The sequence below is a fragment of the Affinirhizobium capsici genome (assembly GCF_977018625.1).
This window is the reverse complement of sequence record NZ_CDRNXD010000004.1, coordinates 1198454-1222901: the sequence shown is the minus strand read 5'-3', so window position 1 is coordinate 1222901 and position 24448 is coordinate 1198454. Positions and strand designations below refer to the sequence as shown.

Sequence of the window (24448 nt, the reverse complement as noted above, 5' to 3'; positions counted from 1 at the left end):
CAGAACTCACTTATGCGGACTGGAAGGGAACGGCGATATCGCTTTTTTGTACCAGCCACTGCGGGATCGGCAAGCCTTTGGACTTTAGAAAATCCGGATTGAATAATTTCGACTGATATCGATTGCCGTAATCGCACAGGATCGTCACGATTGTATGGCCCGGCCCCAGATCTTCAGCGAGCTTGATGGCACCTGCGATATTGATGCCGGATGAGCCTCCAAGGCAAAGGCCTTCACTTTCAACGAGATCGAATACGATGGGCAGAGCATCGGAATCAGGAATTCGGTAGGCAAAGTCTGGCGTGAAGCCCTCGAGGTTCGCCGTAATGCGGCCTTGGCCGATGCCTTCTGTGATAGATGAGCCTTCGGATTTCAGCTCGCCATTCTTATAAAACTCGTAGAGTGCTGCACCTTCCGGGTCTGCGATGCCAATCTTCACATTTGGATTCTTTGCTCGCAGCCCCATTGCGGTGCCGACCAGCGTTCCGCCAGAACCAACAGCGCAGATAAAGCCATCGACTTTGCCGTTAGTCTGGCCCCAAATTTCGGGCGCGGTGGTGTGAATATGCGCGTCACGATTGGCAGTATTGTCAAACTGGTTTGCCCAGATCGCGCCATTCGGTTCCGTCTTGGCCAACTCCTCAGCGAGGCGACCGGAAACTTTCACGTAGTTGTTTGGATTCTTATAAGGTACGGCTGGGACCTCTACCAGTTCGGCACCCAGGAGGCGCAGCGCATCCTTCTTTTCCTGGCTCTGCGTCTCAGGAATAACGATGACAGTACGATATCCAAGGGCCTTGGCGACCAGCGTGAGGCCAATACCTGTGTTGCCTGCCGTTCCTTCGACAATAACGCCGCCCGGACGCAAAAGCCCCTTTCGCTCTGCATCGCGAATGATGAACAGCGCCGCGCGATCTTTCACGGATTGGCCGGGGTTTAGGAACTCTGCCTTACCGAGAATTTCGCAACCTGTACGCTCAGACGGCCCCTTGAGCCGGAGCAATGGCGTGTTTCCAATCACGTTCAGCACGGATGAATGAACGGTCATCGACAAATCCTTCGTATCAAATTCAATCTCACTGCTTTTTCATGCAATACGCACTTCGGCAAGCAAATCTATGCTCCCAAGCTTACGGTCTGGCGCAAATTCGTCGTCGTATTTGGAAAAGAGGTGTTGCACGCAAAAGGGGTGGCCGATGACCACCCCTCTCAAGGAAGTGCTGATAAATTATATTAGCACTGGGTGCGGTTGACTGGGCTCGTAGAGGAGCCTTCAGTTGGAGTTGCGGAAGGTGCCGAGCATGGGCTGTCCTGCGTCGTCAACTGACCGGGCGCATTGGTGCCGCTATCCCGGTTTGTGCTATAGGTCATGTTAGGGTCTACAACCTGGCCGGAGGCTGCATTGTTGTTTGCGCCGTACGTGCCGGTGCCGGTCATGTTATCCGTGTTGGTCATTGTCTGGTCGTTTGGTGTCATCGCTGTCTGTGCAACGGCGCCAGTGGCCAGGCCAAGGGTAAGAACGGATACGCTAAGAATCTTGGAAAGCATGTGCTTCCTCCTCGTTTTTTTGTTGAAGGCTTTTCCGTCGCCCGAGGAAAGAACACGTAATCCGCTCACCTGTTCCCAAAAAAATTAACCATGATTGCGGTGCGGACGATCTGACTCTGGATGAGGATCTGACAGATCCAGTCGCATCTGAACCCCTTTTGGAACATAGAGCGGTTTACGGCTGGCCAGTTCTATCCGTTGAAATGTCTTTCGGCGTTCCTCTGCATCTCGTTGGCGCAACGCGCGTGCGGCTTCAACGGCTGCAAGGGCATTCTTGACGGCTTGTTCTGCGCGGGTCATGAGCATCTCCGATAGAATGTTCTTCTTTTGTTCTAATAGATTTTGCTCATGATGTCAACGAATCGGTTGACTCTGTTGGAAGTCACTGATGCGTGTGGTGACACTACACGGCAAAGTGCATCGGCGTTGGTACGCAAAACCAGAATTAAGCCCTGCATTTAACAAGGTCTTTGTCGGAGCGGTTAACGATGAAACTCGCAATAAACCTGTGCATCCACGGCAAGCGAGGTGCCAGTCGGATTGTGACCCTTGGCCACCTTCGCGTAAGCTTTCGGTGATTCGGCAACCGGGGTTTAGCTCGGTGCTACTGCGAGATTCGAGATCGGGGATGATGATGGCTCAGCCAAATGTTGCGCGTGAACCTTCTATGGAGGAGATTCTGGCATCCATCCGCAGGATTATTGAAAGCAACGATCCTATCACCGAAAGCGAAGCCGTTACGGGCGCGCAAGCTTCTTCCTATGTTGATCAGGATGATGATTTTGACATTGAGTCGGATTATGACGGTGCAGGCTATCTGAGTCAGGCGCCAGCCAATGATACGGGCAATGCGTTCGCTGAAACCGTGCGGGCCGAGCATTCGAGAATGACGATGGAAAACAAGATTGCTGCCGCTGCCCCTACGCAGGAAAAGACACTGTCACTGGCCGATGTTGCTGCGCGTGTTCGTGCTGCTGCGACCCGGGTGCCGGAACCCATGGCGCAACGCGCCGTGCACGAGCCTATGGTCGAGCGGGCCGCACCCACTGCACCGCGCCCCGTGAGTATCGAAAGTTATCAGGGCGAACAAATGCCTGTAGACCGCCAACCTCAGTTCCAGGAACGTGCGGCAACTCAGCCCGCAATGCCGGAACCAGTTGCGGTATCGGTGCCTGTTGAGGCTGCCCCGGCTGCCGAGAGCCTGCCAGCTCGTATCGAGCAGGCAACGGCTTTGCTTTCGGACGAGGCCGGTGCTCAAATTGCTCGCTCGTTCCACGAATTGACGGAGGTCGTAAACAGCCTCGAACGTGAGACGGTTGAAGACATGGCGAAGGAAATGCTGAAGCCAATGCTGCGCGAATGGCTGGACGACAACCTGCCGACGCTGGTGGAACGTTTGGTGCGCGAAGAGATTGAACGCGTTGCTCGTGGCCCGCGCCGCTGAACCGTTTCCACTCGTCAGAATTTAAGAAAGCCGCGTTGGGTTTGATCCGCGCGGCTTTTCTTTTTCGTAGGGTCCAGGCAAGCCAGTTTTGCGAGGCTGATCCACCGCTTCGAGCAATAGTGATTGCGTACGGCGGCGAGGGGCTTAAAATTGCGTTGTGACGAACTAAATAGAAGTGACTGATGTTCGGGTGACGCGGACGATAGGGAAGCGACCGGACAATGGGGAATGATGAAAGATGATCGCGAAGCCGATCTTGATGCAAGACGAAAAGAATGACGATGGAGACCAGGCCAATCGGGGCACGTCGGTCATAACCCGCACGAAGCCAAAGACGAAACGCCCGAATCTCTACCGTGTTCTTTTGTTGAATGACGACTACACGCCCATGGATTTCGTCATCCATATTCTGGAGCGTTTCTTCCAGAAGGATCGTGAAGCTGCCACTCGCATCATGCTGCACGTTCACAATCATGGTGTGGGCGAATGTGGTGTCTTTACATACGAGGTGGCTGAGACCAAGGTAAGTCAAGTCATGGATTTTGCCCGCCAGCACCAGCACCCGCTGCAATGTGTCATGGAAAAGAAGTGAGGAACCCACGTGCCAACATTTTCGCCTAGTCTTGAAAAGGCGCTGCATCAGGCACTGACCTTCGCCAATGAGCGGCACCACGAATATGCAACGCTGGAGCATCTGCTTCTGGCGCTCATAGACGATGCCGATGCGGCGGCTGTCATGGGGGCGTGCAACGTCAATCTGGAAACGCTTAAGAAGACTGTTTCCGATTACATCGATAACGAACTCGCAAATCTGGTCACTGGCTACGACGAAGATTCCAAGCCGACGTCCGGGTTCCAGCGAGTGATCCAGCGTGCGGTTATTCATGTTCAATCTTCCGGTCGCGAAGAGGTAACTGGAGCGAATGTTCTCGTCGCTATCTTCGCCGAGCGTGAAAGCCATGCGGCATTCTTCCTGCAAGAGCAGGAAATGACTCGCTACGACGCTGTGAACTACATCTCTCACGGTATCGGCAAACGCCCTGGTTCATCGCAGGCGCGTCCTCCGCGTGGAGCGGAAGAGGGCGAGTCTGAAGCCAAGACGGGCCGAGAACAGGAAGAAGGCGGAGCCAAGAAAGCTCAGGACGCCCTGACCGCCTACTGCGTTAACTTGAATGAAAAGGCCAAGAACGGTCGGATCGATCCGTTGATTGGTCGTCATTCAGAGGTGAACCGCACGATCCAGGTTCTGTGCCGTCGCTCGAAGAACAACCCGCTTTACGTGGGCGATCCGGGCGTTGGTAAAACTGCTATTGCGGAAGGCCTTGCCAAGCGAATCGTGGAAGGCAAGGTGCCGGAAGCCCTCGCTGATGCCACCATCTTCTCGCTGGACATGGGCACGCTCCTCGCTGGAACGCGCTATCGTGGCGATTTCGAAGAGCGCCTGAAGCAGGTCGTGAAGGAGCTTGAGGAATATCCGGGTGCAGTTCTCTTCATCGATGAGATCCACACGGTTATCGGCGCCGGCGCGACGTCCGGTGGCGCAATGGATGCGTCCAACCTGTTGAAGCCTGCGCTCTCATCTGGAGCAATCCGTTGCATTGGCTCGACGACCTATAAGGAATATCGTCAGTTCTTCGAAAAGGACCGCGCATTGGTGCGGCGCTTCCAGAAGATCGATGTGAACGAGCCTTCCATCGATGATGCCATCGAAATCATGAAGGGTCTGAAGCCCTATTTCGAAGAGTATCATAAGCTGCGGTACTCGAATGAGGCTATCAAATCAGCTGTCGAGCTTTCGGCCCGCTATATCTCGGACCGTAAGCTGCCCGATAAGGCAATTGACGTGATCGACGAAACGGGGGCTGCTCAGATGCTGTTGCCAGCCTCGAAGCGCCGTAAGCTGATTACCGAGAAGGAAATCGAAGCCACTATCGCGACGATGGCTCGGATTCCACCGAAGACAGTCTCCAAAGACGATGAAATGGTGCTGAAGAACCTGGAAAAGGAACTTCGCTCCGTTGTCTATGGTCAGGATAAAGCCATTGAGGCGCTTTCGACCGCCATCAAACTGGCGCGTGCGGGTCTTCGTGAACCGAACAAGCCGATCGGTTCCTACGTGTTCTCCGGCCCGACCGGCGTGGGTAAAACCGAGGTTGCGAAACAACTGGCGTCTTCGCTGGGTGTCGAGCTTCTTCGTTTCGACATGTCGGAATATATGGAACGGCACACGGTATCCCGTTTGCTCGGTGCACCTCCAGGTTATGTCGGGTTTGATCAGGGCGGTCTGCTGACCGACCAAGTGGACCAACACCCGCATTCAGTTGTATTGCTGGATGAAATTGAGAAGGCGCATCCTGATATCTACAACATTCTGTTGCAGGTCATGGATCACGGCTCTCTCACCGACCACAACGGGAAGAAGATCGATTTCCGCAATGTGATCCTGATTATGACGACGAATGCTGGCGCTGCCGAAATGGCCAAGGCCGCTATTGGCTTCGGTTCATCTCGTCGCACAGGTGAGGATGAGGAGGCGTTGAACCGCCTGTTCACTCCGGAGTTCCGCAACCGTCTGGATGCCATTATTCCGTTCGCGCCTCTGCCCACGCAGGTTATCCATCAGGTGGTCCAGAAGTTCGTCATGCAGTTGGAGACACAGCTTTCCGAGCGCAACGTCACCTTCGATCTGCATGAAGATGCAATCGCATGGCTGGCGGAAAAGGGTTATGACGAGCGCATGGGCGCACGTCCGCTGTCTCGCGTTATTCAGGAACATATCAAGAAGCCATTGGCCAATGAGATCCTGTTTGGTGCTCTGCGCAAGGGCGGGGTGGTTCAGGTCACGGTCGGCAAGCAAGAGGATGGCAAGGACGGCCTGTTGCTGAAATCCATTCCCGAGGCTGCTCCCGTTCAGCCGAAGCCTGAGGCGGAGGTTGAGGCCGCGGAAGAGGATGCAAACGAAGAGAGCGCATCAGCGACCAAGCCGAAGAAGGCCAAGTCTAAAGACGACCCGAAGTCAGACGGCAAAGCCAAGGACGCTAGGGCCAAGGCAACCGATGCAGAGACTGTGACGGAAGATCAGCCAAAGCCTCGCAAGGGTTCCACGGTTCCCAGAGTTCCGAAAAAGAAGTGATAATTGCTGAAACACGCTATGCCGGGGATTTTCCCCGGCATAGTTTTGTGTGATCCAGCTTTCTGCTAGGTGATTGCGGCGGCAATAGTTGGGCTGCAATCGATTGGTCTATCCGCCTAATTAGACTTGAATCTCTCTGGCGGACATGGACATGGATTTCTGCTAATGCCGATGACAGACGTGAGCCAACGCACAAACCTGACCTGGTTTCTGGTCGGTATGCGAGGTATCTTTTCCATCCCAGCGATTATCCTAATGACATCTTTTGTGGGATTTAGTGCTTTCGCGCTGGAATCCGGCATCACGAGATCGCAAGCCGTCTTCATGACACTCTCTGTCTGGGCTCTACCAGCCAAAATGATTTTGATCGGCACCATGGCGGGCGGCGCGCCACTTGCCGCGAGCTTTCTTGCTGTTACTCTTTCCTCCATCCGGATGATGCCCATGGTGGCTTCGATCATGCCGGAAATGCGAACCGAAAAAAGCCCAACCTGGCTTTTGCTTTTTCTCTCTCACTTTGTGGCAATAACATCCTGGGTCTTTGCCATGCAGCACGTTCCCAATGTACCGCGTGATAATCGTCTTGCTTATTTCGGAGGCTTCGCCATCACGCTCACCATTATCAACGGTGGGATCGTGGCGATATGCTACGGCATCGTGGCGCAGTTTCCACCGGTGGTGGCAGGCGCCTTGTTTATGCTGACGCCGATCTATTTTTTTGCATCGATCTGGGCGAGTGCGCGCCAATCGGTCGTGAGGGTCGCGTTCATCGTTGGCGTCGTGCTTGGGCCGACCATGGCGCTGATCGAGCCAAAATTCGATATCATCTATGCGGGAATTGGTGGTGGCACTTTGGCCTACCTTTTCGACCGCTTTTTCATTCGAAAACGAAAGCTCGCAACAGGACGCCCGGCTGTCGAGGAGGAGCTACCATGAGTGATGCCTGGTGGTGGACCTATCTCGTGATTGCCTTGGCCGGATGGCTGGCGACAGATATCTGGCGTTGGCTTGGCGTGGTGGCCGGAAACCGGCTGGATGAGGATTCGGAAGGTCTTCAATGGGTGAGGGCGGTGGCGACTGCGCTTGTCATGGCGGTCACTGCAAAACTGGTAGTTTTCCCAACAGGGACAATTGCTGATTCCCCGCTTTGGCTGCGCGCAGGATCAGTGGCGCTTGGTTTCACGGCATTTCTGCTGGCCGGGCAGCGGGTCATTGTATGTGTTGTCGTAGCCTTGGCTGCATTGCTAGCCGGGCTCTTGCTTCTCTAGGTAGAGGTTTGAAGCTCCGAGCTGAATTCGGAGCTTCAGGTTCAATCAGGCAAGAGCTGCACGTATTTTTTCCGCGTTTGCTGCCAGAACGGCCTGATCTTCCATCTGGCCGCTGTGCGGTTTCAATGGCTGGTTTTCGTGACGCGGGATGACATGGAAATGCAGGTGAAAAACGGTCTGCCCCGCCGCCGGTTCATTAAACTGTGCAATAAAAATCCCATCCGCTGAAAACGCCTTCTTGGCAGCATTCGCCATTTTCTGCACCACGGGCATAAGCTTTGCCAGCACCGCAGGATCTGCATCCAGCATATTGCGAGACCCATGTTTTGGGATGACCAGCAGATGGCCCGGTGCCTGCGGCATAACATCCATGAATGCCAACGTGTCTTCGTCTTCATAAAGCTTATGAGAAGGGATTTCGCCCTTCAAAATCTTTGCAAAAATGTTGTTGGGATCGTAGGTCGCATTACTCATGGAAATTTCGCTTCCTCTTTTCAATAGGCAGGTCAATCGCCCTTTTTGAAAGGGCTGTGTTCTGTCAAATATTCACTGGCATAAGCCACTTCTTGCCGCTCGCGTGCCAGATAATCTTCGATAGCGCGGCGAAGGCCGGGATGGGCGATGTAATGCGCCGAATGGGTCGTCACGGGCAGATAACCTCTCGCCAGCTTGTGTTCTCCCTGCGCACCGGCTTCTACGCGTTTCAAGCCATGGGCAAGAGCGAAATCAATCGCCTGGTGGTAACACACCTCAAAATGCAGGAAAGGGTGATCTTCCACACAGCCCCAATGGCGACCATAGAGACAGTCTTCACCGATGAAGTTGATTGCTCCCGCCACATAGCGGCCTTCGCGCTTTGCCATCACGAGAAGCACGTCTTCCGCCATGCGTTCGCCAATCAGCGAGTAGAAGCTGCGCGTGAGATAGGGACGGCCCCATTTTCGGCTGCCGGTATCCATATAGAACGTAAAAAACTGGTCCCAGATATCTTCAGTCAAATCGCTGCCGGTCAGCCAATCGATAGAGATTCCATTATCCAACGCAGAGCGACGTTCCTTGCGCAGGTTCTTGCGTTTGGAAGAAGAAAGCTCGGCCAGGAACTCTTCGTGGTTCGCATACCCCTGATTGATGAAGTGAAATTGCTGATCGGTACGATGAAGAAAACCAGCCTCCCCGAAATAACCGAGTTCGGCTTCAGGTGCGAAGGTAACATGAGCAGAAGAAACACCTAGCTGGCGGGTGATCTCGGTCAATCCGGCAGCCAGATTACGCTTTACCCTGGGCGCATCCTGCCCATCCGCGCTGAGCAGTCTCGGTCCTGTAGCGGGCGTGAAAGGTATCGAGCATTGCAGCTTCGGATAATATTGCCCTCCTGCTCGCTCGAACGCATCCGCCCAGCCGTGGTCGAAAACATATTCACCCTGGCTGTGATTTTTGAGGTAGGCTGGCACGGCGCCCAACAAGTCCCCGGCCTCAGTTTCCATCAAAACATGATGACCAAGCCACCCTGACTTTGCCGTTGCAGAGCCGGATTCTTCCAGTGAGGAAAGAAACGCATGAGAAATGAAGGGGTTGTAGGGTGTCCCACCCCCGCGCCGTGTGCCTGACAGGGTGGACCATCGATCACTGCCGATGGACTGGAAGGACTTTTCGACGCGGAGGGTGAGCTTTTCAGTCATGCAGCCGGTGTCTCTCTGGGGTCAAACCCCTCGAAAGTCATTTGATATGCATGAGTATAGGTATGCGCACGCGCCTTTTCATCCCTCACTGTCCAGGTGATGACCGGAATTCCTTTGGCTCTTTGCGCATCTATGAAGCTGTTTGGCAAATGCGACCAATGATAGGAGATGAAATCGAGACCCAGTTGCATGGCTTCATCATGTTTGAAGAAGGTTTCGGGATCAGCACCTTCGGCCGTCAGGCCAACAGGATAGGGGGCCTCTAGGCGCTTGAGTTCACGCAGGAGGTGATGGTCGAAACTCATCAGAGCAACCTTGCCCTGATAACCTTCCAGCACTTCCAGCACCGCTTCAGCGAAGCCGTCATCATCTTCCGCATTTCGGCCCTTGAGTTCAATAACCAGAGGCACCTTGCCTTTAACGAGATCAAGCATCTGGCGCAGTTTTGGTACTCGATCAGCTGTGCCGCCGACCGCCAGAAGACCGAGCTCCGAGGCCATCTTCTCGCGTACATCACCTTTGATGCCGCACAGTCTTTCAAGCGTGTGATCGTGAAAAACCATAGGTACGCTGTCTGCGGAAAGCTGGATGTCGCATTCTATGGCGAAACCGGCCTCTACAGCGCGGGAGAATGCTGAGAGCGTGTTCTCCCACACAGTTTTGTTCTGGTCGTGATAGCCGCGGTGCGCGACCGGCAAATCCTTGATCCAGGATGCGTCGGCACTCATGCTTCAACTTCCAGAATTGCATCCACTTCGACAGCGGCATTGAAGGGCAGGGCAGCCATTCCAACCGCCGCGCGCGCATGCTTGCCTGCATCGCCCAGAACGTTCGCAACAAGGTTGGATGCTCCGTTCATCACCACATGCTGTTCAATGAAACCAGGCGCGGATGCAATGAAACCGTTCAACTTCAACACGCGGCGCACCTTGCCCAAATCGCCGCCAAGCGCGGCTTTTACTTGGGCCAGGATGTTGATGGCGCACAATTCTGCAGCGCGTTGCGCCGTGGCAACATCGACGTCCGATCCAACGAGCCCCGTCACAGCAATTTTACCGTTTTCCATCGGCAGCTGACCTGAAATGTAAAGCGTATTCCCGCTTAACGTATAGGGTACATAATTGGCGGCTGGTGCTGCCGCTACAGGCAGTTCAATCCCCAGTTCCTTCAGTCGGTCATCGATCGCTGCGGACATTTCGTTCTCCTGTTTGATTGTAAAATTGACGCGATTCCGTCACACATGAACGAAGCATCGCCGTGTGGCGTTCTTATAACATCGTGGGCTGAGTCCCATAGGAGATTGTGGATGGTCCGTTACGGCCTTGCAGCTGTGGCTTTCTCCAGCAGCATCATGTTTCTCGTTAATCCGGTTTGGGCCGGGCCTGAGGCAGCCCTCTCACTTGTGCCGCACCGCGCAGTTTATGATCTCAAGCTGAAGGATGTGTCTGACCGTTCAGGCATTGAGGGCATGTTTGGGCGCATGGTCTATGAATTCACAGGCTCGGCCTGCGCGGGTTTCACCACCAATTTTCGATTTGTCACGAAAATCGATACGGGTGAGGAGCAGCGCGTGACCGATCAGCAAACGACCACTTTCGAAAACCTTCACTCCGGTCAATTCCGCTTTGATACGAAATCCTTCACGGATGAGAAGATGGATAAGCAGGTTGCCGGAGAAGCAAGGGATGACAGCGCGGGCGTGAAAGTAGATCTCGCCAAACCAGATAAGCGTGAAGTTCAGCTTACAGCATCACAGTTTCCTACAGCGCACATGCTCGATGTGATTGAACATGCCAAAAAAGGCGAGCGATTCTTCGAGGCGCGATTGTTCGATGGTTCGGAGGATGGTGACCAGAGCTTGCTGACTTCCACCATTGTTGGAGCGCAGCAGACGCCGAAAGCTGATGATGCGGATGCTGGCAGTGCGGGCGAATTCGCCAAGAAGTCCTATTGGCCAGTTACGATCGCCTACTACAATGAAGATGCGAAAGAGGATACGACACCTGTCTATCGCATGTCTTTCAAGCTCTATGATAACGGCATCACACGTGACCTGACCATGGATTATGGGGATTTTGTCCTTTCAGGCACACTCTCGAAGCTTGAGGTTCTTGGGCAACCGGATAAGAGCGCCTGCAAGTAACTGAGGTGCCTAAAACCTGTCGCCGCTGCCAATAGTGCTTGCAATTTGGCAGATTGACGTTTATGCGCACCACCATTCCACACGCGAAGCTTGGGATTGATCGGGAGAAATCCGGTCTGTTCCGCCGGTGGTTGGCTTGTCCAACTGTTCGCTTCGTGGGGGTTAAACCGGAAACAAGGAGAAAAGGCATGGCATTGCCTGATTTTAGCATGCGTCAGCTCTTGGAAGCTGGCGTCCACTTCGGTCACCAGACACACCGCTGGAACCCGAAGATGAAGCCGTACATCTTCGGCGATCGTAACAACATCCACATCATCGACCTCGCGCAGACCGTTCCTATGCTGTCGCGCGCTCTGCAGGTCATTTCCGACACGGTTGCTCGTGGTGGCCGCGTTCTGTTCGTTGGCACGAAGCGTCAGGCTTCTGAGCTCATTGCAGATTCGGCAAAGCGTTCCGCTCAGTACTACGTCAACTCGCGTTGGCTCGGCGGCATGATGACGAACTGGAAGACGATTTCCAACTCGATCCAGCGCCTGCGCAAGCTCGACGAAATCCTCGGCTCCGACGCACAGGGCTTCACGAAGAAAGAGCGCCTGAACCTTGAGCGCGAGCGTGAGAAGCTTGAAAAGGCTCTCGGCGGTATCCGCGATATGGGCGGCACCCCGGACCTGATGTTCATCATCGACACCAACAAGGAAAAGATTGCTATCGACGAAGCAAAGCGCCTGGGCATTCCGGTCGTTGCTATCATCGACTCGAACTGCGATCCGGACCTCATCGATTACCCGATTCCAGGTAACGACGACGCTTCGCGCGCCATCGCTCTTTACTGCGATCTGGTTGCTCGCGCTGCAATCGACGGCATTGCCCGCCAGCAGGGCGCTTCTGGCCGCGATATCGGCGCATCTGCTGAAGCTCCAATCGAGCCAGCTCTGGCTGACGAAGCTCAGGCTTAATTTTCTCAGGGCTTGCCCGAGAATTCGAAGGTCGCCTAATGGCGGCCTTCACTTGAATGGACGAGGCCTCCTGCATGGCTCTCCTGCATCGCGGCCGCTCAGGCACCATTCATGACGCTGTCATACTCCGGGGTACACTGCGCCCCAATTCGGCGCTTGGCTTTGATTCCCTGCCGGCGCATCCGACAATCGATAAGAGGCAAAAATGAGCGAAATCACAGCCGCAATGGTGAAGGAACTGCGCGAGAAGACCGGCGCAGGCATGATGGACTGCAAGAAGGCGCTCGCCGAAACCAATGGCGACATGGAAGCAGCGATCGACTGGCTTCGCGCCAAGGGCATTGCCAAGGCTGACAAGAAGTCTGGCCGTACGGCTGCTGAAGGTCTCGTTGGCATCGCAAGCGCTGGCACCAGCGCTGTCGTTGTTGAGCTCAACTCCGAAACCGACTTCGTTGCTCGTAACGACGCCTTCCAGGAACTGGTTCGCGGTGTTGCTTCGGTTGCTCTGTCGACGGACGGTTCCGTTGATGCAATCGGCGCTGCAAACTATCCGGCAACCGGCAAGTCCGTTTCCGACACAATCAAGGACGCCATTGCCACCATCGGCGAAAACATGGCGCTCCGTCGCGCTGCAAAGCTGTCTGTCGAAGACGGCGTTGTTGCCACTTACATCCACAATGCTGCTGCCGATTCTCTCGGCAAGCTCGGCGTTCTCGTAGCGTTGAAGTCGACCGGCAACAAGGATGCTCTGGCTGCTATTGGCCGTCAGGTTGCCATGCACGTTGCTGCAACGAACCCGCTCGCTGTTCGCGCTGAAGAAGTGGACGCTTCTGTTGCTGAGCGTGAGCGCAACGTCTTCATCGAGCAGTCTCGCGCTTCTGGCAAGCCGGACGCCATCATCGAAAAGATGGTCGAAGGCCGCATGCGCAAGTTCTTCGAAGAAGTTGCTCTGCTGTCTCAGGCTTTCGTTATCAATCCTGACCTGACTGTTGCTGCCGCCATCAAGGAAGCTGAAAAGGAAGTCGGCGCTCCGATTGAAGTGACCGGAATGGTTCGTCTGCTTCTCGGCGAAGGCGTTGAGAAGGAAGAGACCGATTTTGCTGCTGAAGTTGCAGCGACCGTGAAGCGCTAAGCTTCCACCTCCTAAAACTTGTGAAAGCGAAGGGCATCGCGTGACAATGCGATGCCCTTCGTGTATCCGGCATTCGGTGCGATCCTCGAAGGAGTTTCCATGTCTTCCACCCAAACCATCTACAAACGTGTTCTGCTCAAGGTGTCCGGTGAGGCGCTGATGGGCGGCCAGGGCTTCGGTATTGATGTCGCTGTGGCAGATCGGATTGCCTCGGATATCGCTGAAGCGGTCGGCATGGGCGTTGAAGTGGGGGTCGTTGTCGGCGGTGGCAACATCTTCCGCGGTGTCGCTGTGGCATCCAAAGGCGGTGACCGGGTTACCGGTGATCACATGGGCATGCTGGCAACCGTGATCAATGCCTTGGCGCTCGCTACATCACTTCGTAAATTGAATGTGGAGACGGTCGTTCTTTCGGCCATTGCGATGCCTGAAATCTGCGAAAGTTTTTCGCAGCGCCGTACGCTGCACCACTTGGCTCAAGGCAGGGTCGTGATTTTCGCTGGCGGAACAGGCAATCCCTTCTTTACGACCGACTCGGCTGGAGCGCTACGCGCTGCAGAAATCGGTGCGGAAGCAATCTTCAAGGGTACGCAGGTGGACGGCATTTATTCAGCCGATCCAAAGAAAGACCCGAACGCGACTCGTTTCGAGCAACTGACACACAGCGAAGTTCTGGAAAAGGGGCTTGCCGTGATGGATATCGCAGCGGTAGCACTGGCACGGGAAAATTCGATACCGATCATCGTCTTCTCGATCCATGAGAAAGGCGGCTTCGGCCAGATCTTGACCGGCGGCGGTCGCCGGACCATCGTTACGGATAATTAATAGGTTTTGTACGGGTTTTGACGGCCCGTAGAGGAATGGAGTGCAAGATGAGTGGAACTGATCTCAACGACCTCAAGCGGCGCATGGACGGCGCGATCTCAGCCTTCAAGAGTGACATTGCTTCTCTGAGGACTGGTCGTGCATCGGCTAACATTCTCGATCCGGTCACGGTAGAGGCTTACGGCTCTCGTGTGCCCCTTAATCAGGTGGCGAACATCAGCGTGCCAGAGCCTCGCATGCTATCTGTTTCCGTGTGGGACAAGCAGATGGTTGGCGCAGTAGATCGCGCTATTCGCGAGTCGCACCTTGGCCTTAATCCGATCATGGACGGGCAAAACCTGCGTATTCCGCTACCGGAGTTGAACGAAGAGCGCCGTAAGTCGCTCGTTAAGGTCGCGCATGACTATGCAGAAAAGGCTAAGGTTGCGATCAGACACGTCCGCCGCGATGGTATGGACGCGCTGAAAAAGGCTGAAAAGGATGGCGATATCGGCCAGGACGACAGCCGTGCTCAGTCGGAAAAAGTGCAGAAGATGACTGACGATACGATTTTGGAAGTTGATCGCTTGCTTGCCGACAAGGAAAAGGAAATCATGCAGGTCTAGTCTCTGCCTGCGGCACGACGTTCGATTAATCTAAAACGGAAATCCTATGGATAACGGTTCGATGCCAAAAGTGCCGAGGCACGTCGCCATCATCATGGATGGCAACGGCCGATGGGCAAAGGAGCGGGGATTGCCCCGCACCATTGGGCACACCAAGGGTGTCGAGGCTGTCCGTCGTGCGGTGGAATATGCGGGAGATGTGGGGATTGAATACCTCACACTTTATGCATTCTCTTCGGAGAACTGGAGTCGCCCAGAGGAGGAAGTTTCAGATTTGCTGGGGCTTCTTCGTCGCTTTATTCGCCGCGATCTGGCTGAGCTTCATCGGTCCAATGTTCGCATCAAAGTTATCGGTGAGCGGCACAAGCTTCGCAGCGACATCCTGCCTCTGTTGCTGGAGGCTGAGGAGACGACCCGCAATAATTCCGGTTTGACGCTTGTAATCGCATTCAACTACGGTTCGCGAGATGAGTTGACGCGCGCCACCAGAGCTGTCGTCGCCAAAGTAACGGCGGGCCTGATTGCGCCTGAGAATATCACGGAGGAGTTGATCAGCAGCCATTTGGATACCGCCGGCATTCCTGACCCTGATCTGATTATCCGCACGAGTGGTGAAGAGCGGCTTTCCAATTTTCTGCTTTGGCAGGCAGCCTATGCTGAATTCGTATTTCTCCCAGGATTTTGGCCGGATTTCGGACCGGACATGTTCAACGAAGCGCTGAGAATATTTGCAGCCCGTGACCGTCGATATGGCGGCTTGTCGGCGACACCGGCTGCGGTGGTCGGCTGATGTCCCCAGAGCTTAAAAAGCGTATTGTATCCGCAATCGTTCTGGCCGCATTCGCGCTTACCGCAACATGGCTTGGAGGCTTTGCTTTCAGGACTTTGTCCTCCATCATTGCCTTGGCTGTCTATTATGAGTGGTCGACCATTACTGGTTTGCCGGAGAAGGATTTCGCGGGCAACGCGTTCGGTTGGCTGTCCGTCGTCGTCATTTGCGTCAATCTCATGTTTGGCGATCAGGGAATGGGTGTGCCCTTCTTGGGCGGGTTGACGATAACGGCCATTCTCCTTGTTTTGGTCCGGAAGGGCACGTGGTGGCTTCCCGGCGGAATTTTCTATGCAGGGTTGAGCGGTATTTCGCTTGGCGCGCTTCGCGGCGCGGATGAGCCGGGCTTTGTCGCGACCCTCTTTGTTTTTGCGGTGGTTTGGTCGACCGATATCCTCGCCTATTTCGTAGGGCGTGCTATCGGCGGACCTAAACTGGCTCCGCGCATATCGCCGGGCAAAACATGGTCTGGCGCCATCGGGGGCACCGTGTCAGGCGTGATTGCCGGTGCGGGCGTGTTTGCGTCATTTTTCCCTAATCTCGGGGTTCGACTAATTGGCCTGGCTTTGTTGCTTTCTGTGGCCGGACAAATTGGCGATCTGTTTGAATCTTTCATCAAGCGCCGTTTTGGGGTCAAGGATTCCAGCAAGCTTATTCCGGGACATGGCGGTGTTATGGACCGAGTTGACGGCCTCGTTTTCGCCGGGTTTGCAGCTTTCTTTCTCGCCATGATCAATGCTGCAGTCAATCAGGATGGATCGGCATCGATTGCCGCTTTCCTCTTCGGACTATAAGGAGCGGGCCTAAGCCCGGAGGTAGGAATGGCAATACTTGGTTTCATAACAGGATATTTGATCCCGTTTATCCTTGTCCTGTCATTGCTCGTGTTTGTCCATGAGATGGGACACTACCTTGTTGGGCGATGGAGTGGCATACGTGTTACTGCATTTTCTATCGGGTTCGGTCCCGAGATCGTCGGTTTCAATGATAGTCACGGAACGCGTTGGCGTTTATCGCTGATACCTTTGGGTGGATATGTTCGCTTTTACGGCGATGAAGATGCATCAAGTCGCCCGGATTCGGAATCGCTTTCACAATTGACGCCATCGGAACGCTCACAAACCTTGGCGGGCGCAAAGTTATGGAAGCGGGCAGCGACCGTTGCGGCGGGACCAATCGCGAATTTTATTCTGGCTATCGCGATCTTCGCCGTCCTCTTCGCCGTCTACGGTCGCTCAGTTGCTGATCCTGTCGTGGCGGAAGTGCGCCCTGATAGTGCTGCCGCCGCAGCAGGTATCCAGCCCGGCGACCGCCTTGTGGCGATGGATGGCGAGGCCATCCGAACATTTGAGGATGTTCGTCGCTATGTCAGCGTTAGACCTGAGACGCAGATTGTCGTGAGTGTAGAAAGAGCCGGCAACAAGATCGATTTGCCGATGATGCCAAAGAGAACCGAGATTACCGACCAATTCGGCAACAAGGTTGAACTCGGGTTAATCGGTGTCGTTACAAACGAGCAAAGTGGTAATTTCCGGCACATTTCCTATACGCCTGTTGAAGCTGTCAAAGAAGGCTTCGTTGAGACCGGCCATATCATCACTGGCACATTCCGGTACATCAGTAACCTGCTGACCGGCCGGATGAAGGCGGATCAACTTGGTGGACCCGTCAGGGTTGCTCAGGCTTCCGGCCAGATGGCCACGCTTGGACTGGCTGCCGTCATCCAGCTGGCAGCAGTTCTTTCAGTTTCCATAGGTCTTTTGAATTTGATGCCTGTTCCGGTGCTTGATGGCGGGCATTTAGTGTTCTATGCGATTGAAGCTATTCGTGGAAAGCCACTGGGAGCAGGCGCACAGGAGATTGCGTTTCGCATCGGACTGGCTATGGTGCTGAGCCTAATGGTTTTCGCGACGTGGAACGACATTACGAACCTGATCGGCTAAGGATGTGAATAACCATCTATTTACCTTGTTCACAAGTCGTCGTGGCGATTGGGTCACGCCTTCGAAGGAAGTAAATAGAAATTAACGGGATACCTTGCTTGTAGGGTAAAAGCAGGTAAAACGACACACGTGGCCAGAGTCGGGTTCCACCCGCCGAGGGACAACGGGAAAAGGTAAGATTTGAAAATGAAAGCTGGTTCAAAGTTTTTGAACGCAGTGTCGGCGTTTGCGCTGTCTGCTGGTGTTGTCGTGTCGGGCGCAAGTGTTGCTGTCCTTGCATCGCCATTCACCGCCGAAGCAGCGGTTATCCAACGTATCGACGTGCGTGGTGCTCAACGTACCGGTCAGGAAGCAGTTCGTTCAAACCTCACGATTCGCCCCGGCGTCAGTTTCTCCAACTCCGACATCGATGAGTCTGTGAAGCGTTTGTACGCAACGGGCTATTTCTCGGATGTCAAAATCTCGGTTTCTGGCAGCACGCTTGTCGTGTCAGTCAATGAAAGCCAGTTGGTCAATCAGGTTGTTTTCAACGGTAACCGCAAGATCAAGGACGATAAGCTCCAGTCTGTTGTTCAGACGCAGCCTCTCGGTCCTTACAGCGATGCTATCGTTCAGGCCGACATTCAGCGTTTGAAGGAGGCTTATACCTCCATCGGACGTAGCGATGTGCAGATCACAACGCAGGTTGTTCCTGTCGGCCAGGGCCGTGTGAACCTGGCTTTTGTTATCAATGAAGGTGATCGCACCAAGATTGCGAACATCAACTTTGTTGGGAACCAAGCTTATAGCGACAGCCGCTTGCATGATGTGCTGATCACGAAAGAATCTGGCCCGCTGTCCTTCTTGACGCGTAAGGATGTCTTCTCTGACGACAAGATGCGCGCTGACGAAGAAGCGCTTCGCCAGTTCTATTTCAGCCATGGTTATCCAGACTTCCGGGTTGTTTCGGCAGATCCTGTCTTGGACGAAAGCAAGAATGAATACACAATCACCTTCACGGTAGAGGAAGGTCCGCGTTATCGCTTCGGTGATGTTAATGTGGAATCCACCGTTGAGGGTGTGAGTGGTGAAAGCCTGCGCGGCCTCGTAGAGACAAAGAGCGGCGACACTTACAACGCCAAGGAAATTCAGAAGACGATGGAGGCAATCTCCAAGAAAGTCGCTGAAGCTGGCTACCCGTTTGCGCGCGTCACTCCCCGCGGTGATCGTAACTTCCAGACGAACACTGTTGGTGTGACCTATCTCGTTGACCAAGGTGAGCGCGCCTATGTTGAGCGCATCGATATCCGTGGCAACACACGTACACGTGACTACGTTATCCGTCGCGAGTTCGATCTGAGCGAAGGCGATGCTTTCAATCAGACGATGATCACTCGCGCCAAGCGCCGGCTCGAAGCTCTTGGTTATTTCGGCAAGGTCAACATCACGACGCAGCAGGGCTCCGCGCCTGATCGCGTTGTTATTGTCGTTGATGTTGAAGATCAGTCGACTGGTTCGTTTGGTATCGGTGCTGGTTACGCCGGTAATGATGGCCTCGTTCTGGAAGCCTCCGTTGAGGAAAAGAACTTCCTTGGTCGCGGTCAGTATATCCGTATTGCTGCTGGTGGCGGTCAGGACAACTCCCGCACCTACTCGTTGAACTTCACCGAGCCATACTTCCTCGGTTATCGTCTCGCGGCTGGTTTTGATGTGTTCAAGAGCCAGACCTCTTCTAACGATAATTACAAGTATGAGGAGCAGGGCTTCTCGCTGCGTGTCACGGCTCCTATCACAGAGCAGTTGGCGACAACGTTCAAGTACAACTACAAGCAGATCAAGTACTCGCCGGATGGTGCATTCAGTAACCTTTCGGCTCCGTATCAGGATCTGGTGAATGGCGGAAAGTATCTCCAATCGTCCGTTTCGCAGACGCTGACATACAATAGCTTGGATAGCTTGACGCTTCCGCGTGAAGGTATCTATGCAACTGTAACACAGGAGTTTGCTGGCCTCGGTGGCGATTCAGATTTCTACAAGATTTACGGTCGTGCTCGTTACTTCCAGCTCCTGTCAGACGAACTCGATATGATTGGTCAGATCGCAGTTGGTGCTGGTCACGTTGTTGCCACGAGCGACAATCTGAACGTATTCGATCAGTTCACGCTGGGTGGGCGTCAGATCCGCGGCTTCGAGAGCGATGGTATCGGCCCACGTATGCCAAATGGCGATACGATTGGTGGAACGACCTACTTCACAGCTTCTGCTGAAGTGAGTGTTCCTATGCCAGCCGTTCCAGAAGACTTCGGTCTTCGTGCTTCTGTCTTCGCCGATGCTGGCACGCTCTATGGCAGCAAGGTCGCCAATACTGCTGGTATTCTTGGCACGGACAGCGCATTGCGTGCGTCGGTTGGTGCGGGTATCACCTGGGCATCGCCGTTTGGAGCTTTGCGCTTCGATTATGCTGTGCCGGTTGCCAAAGAAGATTACGACAAGGAACAGCGTTTCCGCTTCAGCATGGCCAACCAGTTCTGATGTTATCGGCCCTCGAAAGAGGGCCGAATGCTCTTCTGGAGCCTGTTTATGGATCACCATCGATTTTTTCCCCTTCATGAGGGCATAAGTCTGCGCGAGCTCGCTGAGCGCGTTGGTATGGAACTTATTTCTACCGATGCCGGGGAGCGTATTGTGCGTTCCGTAGCGCCTGTCTATCGCGCGCAGGAAGGCGATATCTGTTATCTTGTGTCCCGCAAGTATCGTTCTGAATTAGAAACCTGCAGAGCAACCGCCATCATTTGCGGCCCGGACTTAGAGCCGTACGTTCCAAACCATGTAGCAGTGTTGCGCACCAAGGCAGCCCATGCAGCCTTCGCGACTGTAGGCGGTTTGCTTTACCCGGAAGCACTGCAACCTTTGCCCATCGAAAAAGCCGGAATTTCTTCCAAGGCATCAGTAGATGCAAGCGCAAGGCTTGAGCCTGGTGTGACGGTTGAACCTTTCGCCGTAATCGGGGCCAATGTTGAAATCGGTGCTGGCACCCATATTGGCGCAAACACTGTTATCGGGCCAGAGGTGAAGATTGGACGCAATTGTTCGATTGCTTCGGGAACAACTATATTTTGTGCCTATATCGGCAATAATGTCATCATCCACACGGGTGCCAGGATAGGGCAGGACGGCTTCGGATTCGCGCCTGGCCCGGCTGGCATGATCAAGATGGTGCAGGTGGGACGCGTTATCATTCAAGACAATGTCGATATTGGTGCCAACACGACGATTGATCGCGGCGCAATGGACGACACGGTGATTGGCGAAGGCACCAAGATCGATAATCTTGTTCAAATCGGCCATAATGTGCGTATCGGTCGTCACTCTGCGCTTGCAAGCGGCGTCGGCATTGCGGGTTCCACCCGTGTTGGAAATGGTGTGCAGATCGGTGGTGCGGCTGGAATCAATGGTCACATTACCATCGGTGACGGTTCTCAGATTGCCGGCATGAGTGGAGTTGTAACCTCTGTACCGGCAGGCTCACGTTATGGCGGTTTCCCAGCCCGTCCCCTGCAGGATTTTTTACGCGAAAGCGCAGAAATTATGAACCGTGCTCAGGCACGAGATAAGAAAAAGAAGGACACTGATCATGGTTGATGAGACGTCGACGGCTCTTGAAACCGCGGATATCATGGAAATCATGGAGTTGTTGCCGCACCGCTATCCGTTTTTGCTCGTCGATAAAATCATCAATATCAATGGCGACGAAAGCGCTGTTGGCATCAAGAACGTCACAGCAAATGAGCCGCAATTTATGGGGCATTTTCCCGCGCGGCCGATTATGCCCGGCGTTCTTCTGGTGGAAGCCATGGCCCAAACCGCCGGTGCTATTTGTGCTCGCAAACAAGGTTCTGCCGGAAACCTCGTTTATTTCATGACGATTGATAATGCCCGCTTCAGAAAGCCAGTCGTGCCTGGGGATCGTGTGGAGATCCATGTCGTAAAGCAGAAGCAGCGTGGAAATATCTGGAAATTTCACTGCGATGCGCTGGTTGACGGCACGCTCGTTGCGGAGGCCGATATCGGCGCCATGATGCGCCCCAAGGAAGATGAATGAGCATGATTGCCTCAAGCGCTATTATCCATCCGCTGTCGGTCATTGAGGATGGCGCTGTTATTGGCGAAAACGTCAAGATCGGACCATTTTGCCGGATCGGTGCGCGCGTTACGCTGCATGATGGCGTTGAAGTCATTTCCAATGCTGTGATCGATGGCTTTACGGAGATTGGTCAGAGCTGCCGAATTCACCCTATGGCCGTTATCGGCGGTACTTCGCAAAGCCTGCATGAGGCTGGTCAAGACTCCAAATTGGTTATTGGCGAGCGCTGCACCATGCGCGAAGGCGTAACGATGAACAGTGGTACTGTTGGTGGCGGTGGTATAACCAGCGTCGGCAATGATTGCCTGTTTCTAGCCAATTCCCACGTTGCGCATGATTGCCGTCTTGGCAACAACATCATCCTTTCCAACAATGTGATGTTGGCGGGCCACGTAATTGTTGGAGATCGCGCCATTCTCAGCGGTGGATGTGCTGTTCATCAGTTCGCACGCATCGGTCGACATGCTTTTATCGGCGGCCTTTCTGCTGTGAACTATGATGTCATTCCCTATGGCATGTTGAATGGAAACCCGGGCGTTCTTGGTGGCCTGAATGTTATCGGCATGACCCGCGCTGGAATTGAGCGGGCTGTCATCCATCAAGTTCGCCGCGCCTTTAAGCAGATCTTCGATGCTGAAGGTTCCGTACGCAACAATGCTGCCGCCGTTCGTGATGAATATTTGGACTGCCCAGAGGCGCTGGAAGTGATTGACTTCATCTGCGCTGAAAGCGACCGTGCCATCTCCTCGCCCTATCGCGGAAAGGCGTAACGTGGTCACCTCGGAAGCTTCCGGGGTCAAGGGGCGCCTCGCCATCATAGCGGGTCATGGCTTTCTGCCGCTTTATGTGGCGCAGGCCGCCCGCGAAGGGGGGGAGAATCCCTATATCATCATCCTGAAGAATGAGGGGAATCGGGATTTTTCCGGTTTCGATCATGCCTTTGCCGGAATAGGTGATGCGCGCCTCATCCAATCGATTATCAAGAAACATGGAATTGGCCGCGTCGTTCTGTCGGGAGGTGTTCATCATCGACCGGAATTGTCGGAAATCAGACCCACTTTCGGTGCCTTGGTTCGTCTTCCTGTGATTTTGCGGACTTTGCTGGGCGGAGGGGATGACGCTGTATTGCGCATGGTCATCAGCCTGTTTGAGAGCATGGGATGTGAGGTTTGTGGTGCGCATCAAATTGCACCCAATCTTCTGGCTGAAGTAGGCGGTTTGAGCGATAACACTCTAACGGACTATGACAGGCGTGATATCAAGGTGGCTGCTCAAGCGGCCAAGTTGCTCGGCCAATTGGACATAGGGCAGGGCGCAGTCAGCGTTGGTGGGCGCGTCGTCGCGCTGGAAGGGGTCGAGGGAACCGACTCCATGCTTCTACGTGTCGCTGAGTTGAGAGCGTCCGGGCGCATCTCTCAGCGTAAGAAGGGCGTGCTGGTGAAATTGTGCAAGCCGCAACAGGATGTTCGTGCCGATCTTCCAACCATTGGGCCGGCCACCTTGCGTGGCGCTGCCGCAGCCGGTCTTGCAGGTGTTGCGGTGGAAGCAGGCCGCGCCTTGGTTATGGAGCGCGATGAGTGCCTGATGATTTGCCGTGAAACAGGTGTCTTCCTCTATGGCATCGATCTTGGTTTTGACGATATGGGTGTCCGATGAGCGTTCGGCCGCTAAAGCTCGCCATTGTTGCCGGCGAAGTCTCCGGCGATCTTCTGGCCGCTGATCTGGTGGATCAGATTCGCCAGCAACAAGAAGGACCGGTGGAACTGGTCGGTGTTGGCGGCGATGCTCTGGAAGAGCGCGGCTTGAAATCTCTTTTCGATTTCTCAGAGCTTTCAATTATGGGCATTACGCAGGTGCTTAAGCGCCTGCCGCAATTGATGCGGCGGATTCGCCAGACGGCAGATGCCATTGTTGCGGCCAAACCAGATGCTTTGCTTATCGTCGATAGCCCTGACTTCACGCATCGAGTGGCGAAGGCTGTGCGCGAGAAGCTGCCCTCGTTGCCAATCGTGAATTATGTCTGCCCCAGTGTCTGGGCGTGGAAAGAATATCGCGCACAGAAAATGCTTAGCTATGTCGATCTCGTTTTGGCTTTGCTGCCCTTCGAGCCGGCAATCATGGCAAAGCTTGGTGGGCCGGAAACAAGGTTTGTTGGGCACAGGCTGACGGTCGATCAGGATATTCTGAGCGTTCGAGCTCAAAGAATGCAGCGCCAGACGGTGAATGCACCTGTCGTCATGTTGCTTCCAGGGTCCCGTTCCACCGAGATTAATGCGCTCATGCCGGTGCTGAAAGAGACTGTTGAATTGGTTCGACAACGTCAGCCCGATGCTCGTTTTATTTTGCCAACTGTGCCTCGGCAGCGTTCACGTGTGCAACAGATTCTGGCCGGTTGGTCCGTACAGCCCACACTGTTGGCGGGTGCGGAGGAGAAATGGCGCGCGTTTGCCGAGGCGGATGTGGCACTTGCAGCCTCGGGCACTGTCACGCTGGAGCTTGCGCTCTGCGGCGTTCCAACAGTTTCGATCTACAAAACGGATTGGTTGATGAGCCTCATCACCAATCGCATCAAAATCTGGTCGGCTGCCTTGCCCAATATTATCGCAGATTATCCCGTGATCCCCGAGCACATCAATGTGCTTTTGCGACCCGGATATTTGGCGCGCTGGGTGGATGTTTTGTCAAAAGATACGCCGCAACGTGCAGCCATGATGAATGGATTTCAATCTGTTTGGGAAGGCCTTCATACGGAAGCTACACCGGGCGAAATGGGCGCCCGCCATGTTCTAGCGCTTTTACGCCGAAAAGGGGCAATCTAAC

General features: G+C 54.3%; 26 protein-coding genes. 19 read left to right on the top strand and 7 right to left on the bottom strand.

Annotation, left to right across the window (positions count from 1 at the left end; all coding sequences use genetic code 11):
- Positions 1-10: 10 nt before the first annotated feature.
- The 3 genes from AC0JZ1_RS09305 to AC0JZ1_RS09295 all read right to left on the bottom strand — a co-directional run bounded on the left by AC0JZ1_RS09305 (position 11) and on the right by AC0JZ1_RS09295 (position 1848).
- Positions 11-1048 (bottom strand): cysteine synthase A, encoded by a 1038-nt coding sequence (locus AC0JZ1_RS09305; RefSeq protein ID WP_471882098.1) that lies wholly within the window; start codon positions 1046-1048, stop codon positions 11-13.
- Between the two features lie 185 nt (positions 1049-1233).
- Positions 1234-1548, bottom strand: coding sequence for a hypothetical protein (locus AC0JZ1_RS09300; protein WP_471882097.1), 315 nt, complete (start codon positions 1546-1548; stop codon positions 1234-1236).
- An 84-nt stretch (positions 1549-1632) separates the two neighbouring features.
- Entirely contained in the window at positions 1633-1848 is a 216-nt protein-coding gene (locus AC0JZ1_RS09295; protein WP_471882096.1) for a hypothetical protein, read from the bottom strand.
- Between the two features lie 334 nt (positions 1849-2182).
- Between AC0JZ1_RS09295 and AC0JZ1_RS09290 the strand changes: the two genes are divergently transcribed.
- The 5 genes from AC0JZ1_RS09290 (at position 2183) to AC0JZ1_RS09270 (ending at position 7393) form a co-directional block, all read left to right on the top strand.
- Positions 2183-2992 carry a PopZ family protein gene (locus tag AC0JZ1_RS09290; RefSeq protein ID WP_471882095.1) on the top strand — a complete coding sequence of 270 codons (810 nt, stop codon included), beginning with the start codon at positions 2183-2185 and terminating at the stop codon, positions 2990-2992.
- 238 nt (positions 2993-3230) lie between these two features.
- Positions 3231-3584 carry an ATP-dependent Clp protease adapter ClpS gene (clpS, locus tag AC0JZ1_RS09285; RefSeq protein WP_471882094.1) on the top strand — a complete coding sequence of 118 codons (354 nt, stop codon included), beginning with the start codon at positions 3231-3233 and terminating at the stop codon, positions 3582-3584.
- Positions 3585-3593: 9 nt separating this feature from the next.
- Complete coding sequence (gene clpA, locus AC0JZ1_RS09280; protein ID WP_471882093.1) at positions 3594-6125, top strand: ATP-dependent Clp protease ATP-binding subunit ClpA; 2532 nt, start codon at positions 3594-3596, stop codon at positions 6123-6125.
- A 171-nt stretch (positions 6126-6296) separates the two neighbouring features.
- Positions 6297-7061, top strand: coding sequence for an AzlC family ABC transporter permease (locus AC0JZ1_RS09275; protein WP_471883406.1), 765 nt, complete (start codon positions 6297-6299; stop codon positions 7059-7061).
- A complete protein-coding gene (locus AC0JZ1_RS09270; protein ID WP_471882092.1) occupies positions 7058-7393 on the top strand; it encodes an AzlD domain-containing protein in 336 nt (111 codons plus the stop codon). Before AC0JZ1_RS09275 ends, AC0JZ1_RS09270 begins: the two co-directional genes overlap by 4 nt.
- Before the next feature lie 45 nt (positions 7394-7438).
- Here the strand turns inward: AC0JZ1_RS09270 and AC0JZ1_RS09265 are convergent, their stop codons facing one another.
- Genes AC0JZ1_RS09265 through AC0JZ1_RS09250 form a run of 4 tightly spaced genes read right to left on the bottom strand, consistent with a single transcriptional unit; the run spans position 7439 to position 10267 of the window.
- Positions 7439-7867: an HIT family protein gene (locus tag AC0JZ1_RS09265; RefSeq protein ID WP_471882091.1), complete on the bottom strand. Its 429-nt coding sequence runs from the start codon at positions 7865-7867 to the stop codon at positions 7439-7441.
- A gap of 32 nt (positions 7868-7899) precedes the next feature.
- On the bottom strand, positions 7900-9072 hold the full coding sequence (locus tag AC0JZ1_RS09260; protein WP_471882090.1) for a GNAT family N-acetyltransferase: 1173 nt from the start codon (positions 9070-9072) through the stop codon (positions 7900-7902).
- A complete protein-coding gene (locus tag AC0JZ1_RS09255; RefSeq protein ID WP_471882089.1) occupies positions 9069-9800 on the bottom strand; it encodes a glycerophosphodiester phosphodiesterase in 732 nt (243 codons plus the stop codon). Before AC0JZ1_RS09255 ends, AC0JZ1_RS09260 begins: the two co-directional genes overlap by 4 nt.
- On the bottom strand, positions 9797-10267 hold the full coding sequence (locus AC0JZ1_RS09250; protein WP_471882088.1) for a RidA family protein: 471 nt from the start codon (positions 10265-10267) through the stop codon (positions 9797-9799). The genes AC0JZ1_RS09255 and AC0JZ1_RS09250 overlap by 4 nt, the downstream gene beginning before the upstream one ends.
- A gap of 111 nt (positions 10268-10378) precedes the next feature.
- Between AC0JZ1_RS09250 and AC0JZ1_RS09245 the strand changes: the two genes are divergently transcribed.
- The 14 genes from AC0JZ1_RS09245 (at position 10379) to lpxB (ending at position 24447) form a co-directional block, all read left to right on the top strand.
- The gene (locus AC0JZ1_RS09245; protein WP_471882087.1) at positions 10379-11215 is read left to right on the top strand and encodes a cell envelope integrity EipB family protein; all 837 of its coding nucleotides are present in this window, start codon (positions 10379-10381) and stop codon (positions 11213-11215) included.
- A gap of 188 nt (positions 11216-11403) precedes the next feature.
- On the top strand, positions 11404-12171 hold the full coding sequence (gene rpsB / locus AC0JZ1_RS09240; RefSeq protein ID WP_471882086.1) for a 30S ribosomal protein S2: 768 nt from the start codon (positions 11404-11406) through the stop codon (positions 12169-12171).
- A gap of 205 nt (positions 12172-12376) precedes the next feature.
- A complete protein-coding gene (gene tsf / locus AC0JZ1_RS09235) occupies positions 12377-13303 on the top strand; it encodes a translation elongation factor Ts (protein ID WP_471882085.1) in 927 nt (308 codons plus the stop codon).
- Positions 13304-13402: 99 nt separating this feature from the next.
- Entirely contained in the window at positions 13403-14128 is a 726-nt protein-coding gene (gene pyrH / locus AC0JZ1_RS09230) for a UMP kinase (protein WP_471882084.1), read from the top strand.
- Positions 14129-14175: 47 nt separating this feature from the next.
- Positions 14176-14733, top strand: coding sequence for a ribosome recycling factor (gene frr / locus AC0JZ1_RS09225; RefSeq protein WP_471882083.1), 558 nt, complete (start codon positions 14176-14178; stop codon positions 14731-14733).
- Positions 14734-14779: 46 nt separating this feature from the next.
- Positions 14780-15523: an isoprenyl transferase gene (locus tag AC0JZ1_RS09220; RefSeq protein WP_471882082.1), complete on the top strand. Its 744-nt coding sequence runs from the start codon at positions 14780-14782 to the stop codon at positions 15521-15523.
- A complete protein-coding gene (locus tag AC0JZ1_RS09215; RefSeq protein WP_471882081.1) occupies positions 15523-16356 on the top strand; it encodes a phosphatidate cytidylyltransferase in 834 nt (277 codons plus the stop codon). Before AC0JZ1_RS09220 ends, AC0JZ1_RS09215 begins: the two co-directional genes overlap by 1 nt.
- A 27-nt stretch (positions 16357-16383) precedes the next feature.
- Positions 16384-17505: an RIP metalloprotease RseP gene (rseP, locus tag AC0JZ1_RS09210; RefSeq protein WP_471882080.1), complete on the top strand. Its 1122-nt coding sequence runs from the start codon at positions 16384-16386 to the stop codon at positions 17503-17505.
- Between the two features lie 186 nt (positions 17506-17691).
- Positions 17692-20016 (top strand): outer membrane protein assembly factor BamA, encoded by a 2325-nt coding sequence (bamA, locus tag AC0JZ1_RS09205; RefSeq protein ID WP_471882079.1) that lies wholly within the window; start codon positions 17692-17694, stop codon positions 20014-20016.
- A gap of 48 nt (positions 20017-20064) precedes the next feature.
- Complete coding sequence (lpxD, locus tag AC0JZ1_RS09200) at positions 20065-21126, top strand: UDP-3-O-(3-hydroxymyristoyl)glucosamine N-acyltransferase (protein WP_471883405.1); 1062 nt, start codon at positions 20065-20067, stop codon at positions 21124-21126.
- Complete coding sequence (fabZ, locus tag AC0JZ1_RS09195) at positions 21119-21586, top strand: 3-hydroxyacyl-ACP dehydratase FabZ (protein WP_471882078.1); 468 nt, start codon at positions 21119-21121, stop codon at positions 21584-21586. The genes lpxD and fabZ overlap by 8 nt, the downstream gene beginning before the upstream one ends.
- On the top strand, positions 21583-22398 hold the full coding sequence (gene lpxA / locus AC0JZ1_RS09190) for an acyl-ACP--UDP-N-acetylglucosamine O-acyltransferase (RefSeq protein ID WP_471882077.1): 816 nt from the start codon (positions 21583-21585) through the stop codon (positions 22396-22398). The genes fabZ and lpxA overlap by 4 nt, the downstream gene beginning before the upstream one ends.
- Before the next feature lies 1 nt (position 22399).
- Positions 22400-23284, top strand: a complete 885-nt coding sequence (locus AC0JZ1_RS09185; protein ID WP_471883404.1) for an LpxI family protein — start codon at positions 22400-22402, stop codon at positions 23282-23284.
- A complete protein-coding gene (gene lpxB / locus AC0JZ1_RS09180; protein ID WP_471882076.1) occupies positions 23281-24447 on the top strand; it encodes a lipid-A-disaccharide synthase in 1167 nt (388 codons plus the stop codon). The genes AC0JZ1_RS09185 and lpxB overlap by 4 nt, the downstream gene beginning before the upstream one ends.
- Position 24448 lies beyond the last annotated feature (1 nt).

Bases quoted from the DNA above. Each gene is read 5' to 3' on its own strand.
- AC0JZ1_RS09260 (WP_471882090.1), bottom strand. From the start codon at position 9,072: ATGACTGAAAAGCTCACCCTCCGCGTCGAAAAGTCCTTCCAGTCCATC.
- AC0JZ1_RS09275 (WP_471883406.1), top strand. From the start codon at position 6,297: ATGACAGACGTGAGCCAACGCACAAACCTGACCTGGTTTCTGGTCGGT.
- AC0JZ1_RS09255 (WP_471882089.1), bottom strand. From the start codon at position 9,800: ATGAGTGCCGACGCATCCTGGATCAAGGATTTGCCGGTCGCGCACCGC.
- AC0JZ1_RS09215 (WP_471882081.1), top strand. From the start codon at position 15,523: ATGTCCCCAGAGCTTAAAAAGCGTATTGTATCCGCAATCGTTCTGGCC.
- AC0JZ1_RS09295 (WP_471882096.1), bottom strand. From the start codon at position 1,848: ATGACCCGCGCAGAACAAGCCGTCAAGAATGCCCTTGCAGCCGTTGAA.
- fabZ (WP_471882078.1), top strand. From the start codon at position 21,119: ATGGTTGATGAGACGTCGACGGCTCTTGAAACCGCGGATATCATGGAA.
- AC0JZ1_RS09220 (WP_471882082.1), top strand. From the start codon at position 14,780: ATGGATAACGGTTCGATGCCAAAAGTGCCGAGGCACGTCGCCATCATC.
- AC0JZ1_RS09300 (WP_471882097.1), bottom strand. From the start codon at position 1,548: ATGCTTTCCAAGATTCTTAGCGTATCCGTTCTTACCCTTGGCCTGGCC.
- bamA (WP_471882079.1), top strand. From the start codon at position 17,692: ATGAAAGCTGGTTCAAAGTTTTTGAACGCAGTGTCGGCGTTTGCGCTG.
- rpsB (WP_471882086.1), top strand. From the start codon at position 11,404: ATGGCATTGCCTGATTTTAGCATGCGTCAGCTCTTGGAAGCTGGCGTC.
- tsf (WP_471882085.1), top strand. From the start codon at position 12,377: ATGAGCGAAATCACAGCCGCAATGGTGAAGGAACTGCGCGAGAAGACC.
- clpS (WP_471882094.1), top strand. From the start codon at position 3,231: ATGATCGCGAAGCCGATCTTGATGCAAGACGAAAAGAATGACGATGGA.
- AC0JZ1_RS09250 (WP_471882088.1), bottom strand. From the start codon at position 10,267: ATGTCCGCAGCGATCGATGACCGACTGAAGGAACTGGGGATTGAACTG.
- AC0JZ1_RS09265 (WP_471882091.1), bottom strand. From the start codon at position 7,867: ATGAGTAATGCGACCTACGATCCCAACAACATTTTTGCAAAGATTTTG.
- frr (WP_471882083.1), top strand. From the start codon at position 14,176: ATGAGTGGAACTGATCTCAACGACCTCAAGCGGCGCATGGACGGCGCG.
- pyrH (WP_471882084.1), top strand. From the start codon at position 13,403: ATGTCTTCCACCCAAACCATCTACAAACGTGTTCTGCTCAAGGTGTCC.
- AC0JZ1_RS09245 (WP_471882087.1), top strand. From the start codon at position 10,379: ATGGTCCGTTACGGCCTTGCAGCTGTGGCTTTCTCCAGCAGCATCATG.
- lpxA (WP_471882077.1), top strand. From the start codon at position 21,583: ATGAGCATGATTGCCTCAAGCGCTATTATCCATCCGCTGTCGGTCATT.
- AC0JZ1_RS09270 (WP_471882092.1), top strand. From the start codon at position 7,058: ATGAGTGATGCCTGGTGGTGGACCTATCTCGTGATTGCCTTGGCCGGA.
- AC0JZ1_RS09290 (WP_471882095.1), top strand. From the start codon at position 2,183: ATGGCTCAGCCAAATGTTGCGCGTGAACCTTCTATGGAGGAGATTCTG.
- AC0JZ1_RS09305 (WP_471882098.1), bottom strand. From the start codon at position 1,048: ATGACCGTTCATTCATCCGTGCTGAACGTGATTGGAAACACGCCATTG.
- lpxD (WP_471883405.1), top strand. From the start codon at position 20,065: ATGGATCACCATCGATTTTTTCCCCTTCATGAGGGCATAAGTCTGCGC.
- rseP (WP_471882080.1), top strand. From the start codon at position 16,384: ATGGCAATACTTGGTTTCATAACAGGATATTTGATCCCGTTTATCCTT.
- lpxB (WP_471882076.1), top strand. From the start codon at position 23,281: ATGAGCGTTCGGCCGCTAAAGCTCGCCATTGTTGCCGGCGAAGTCTCC.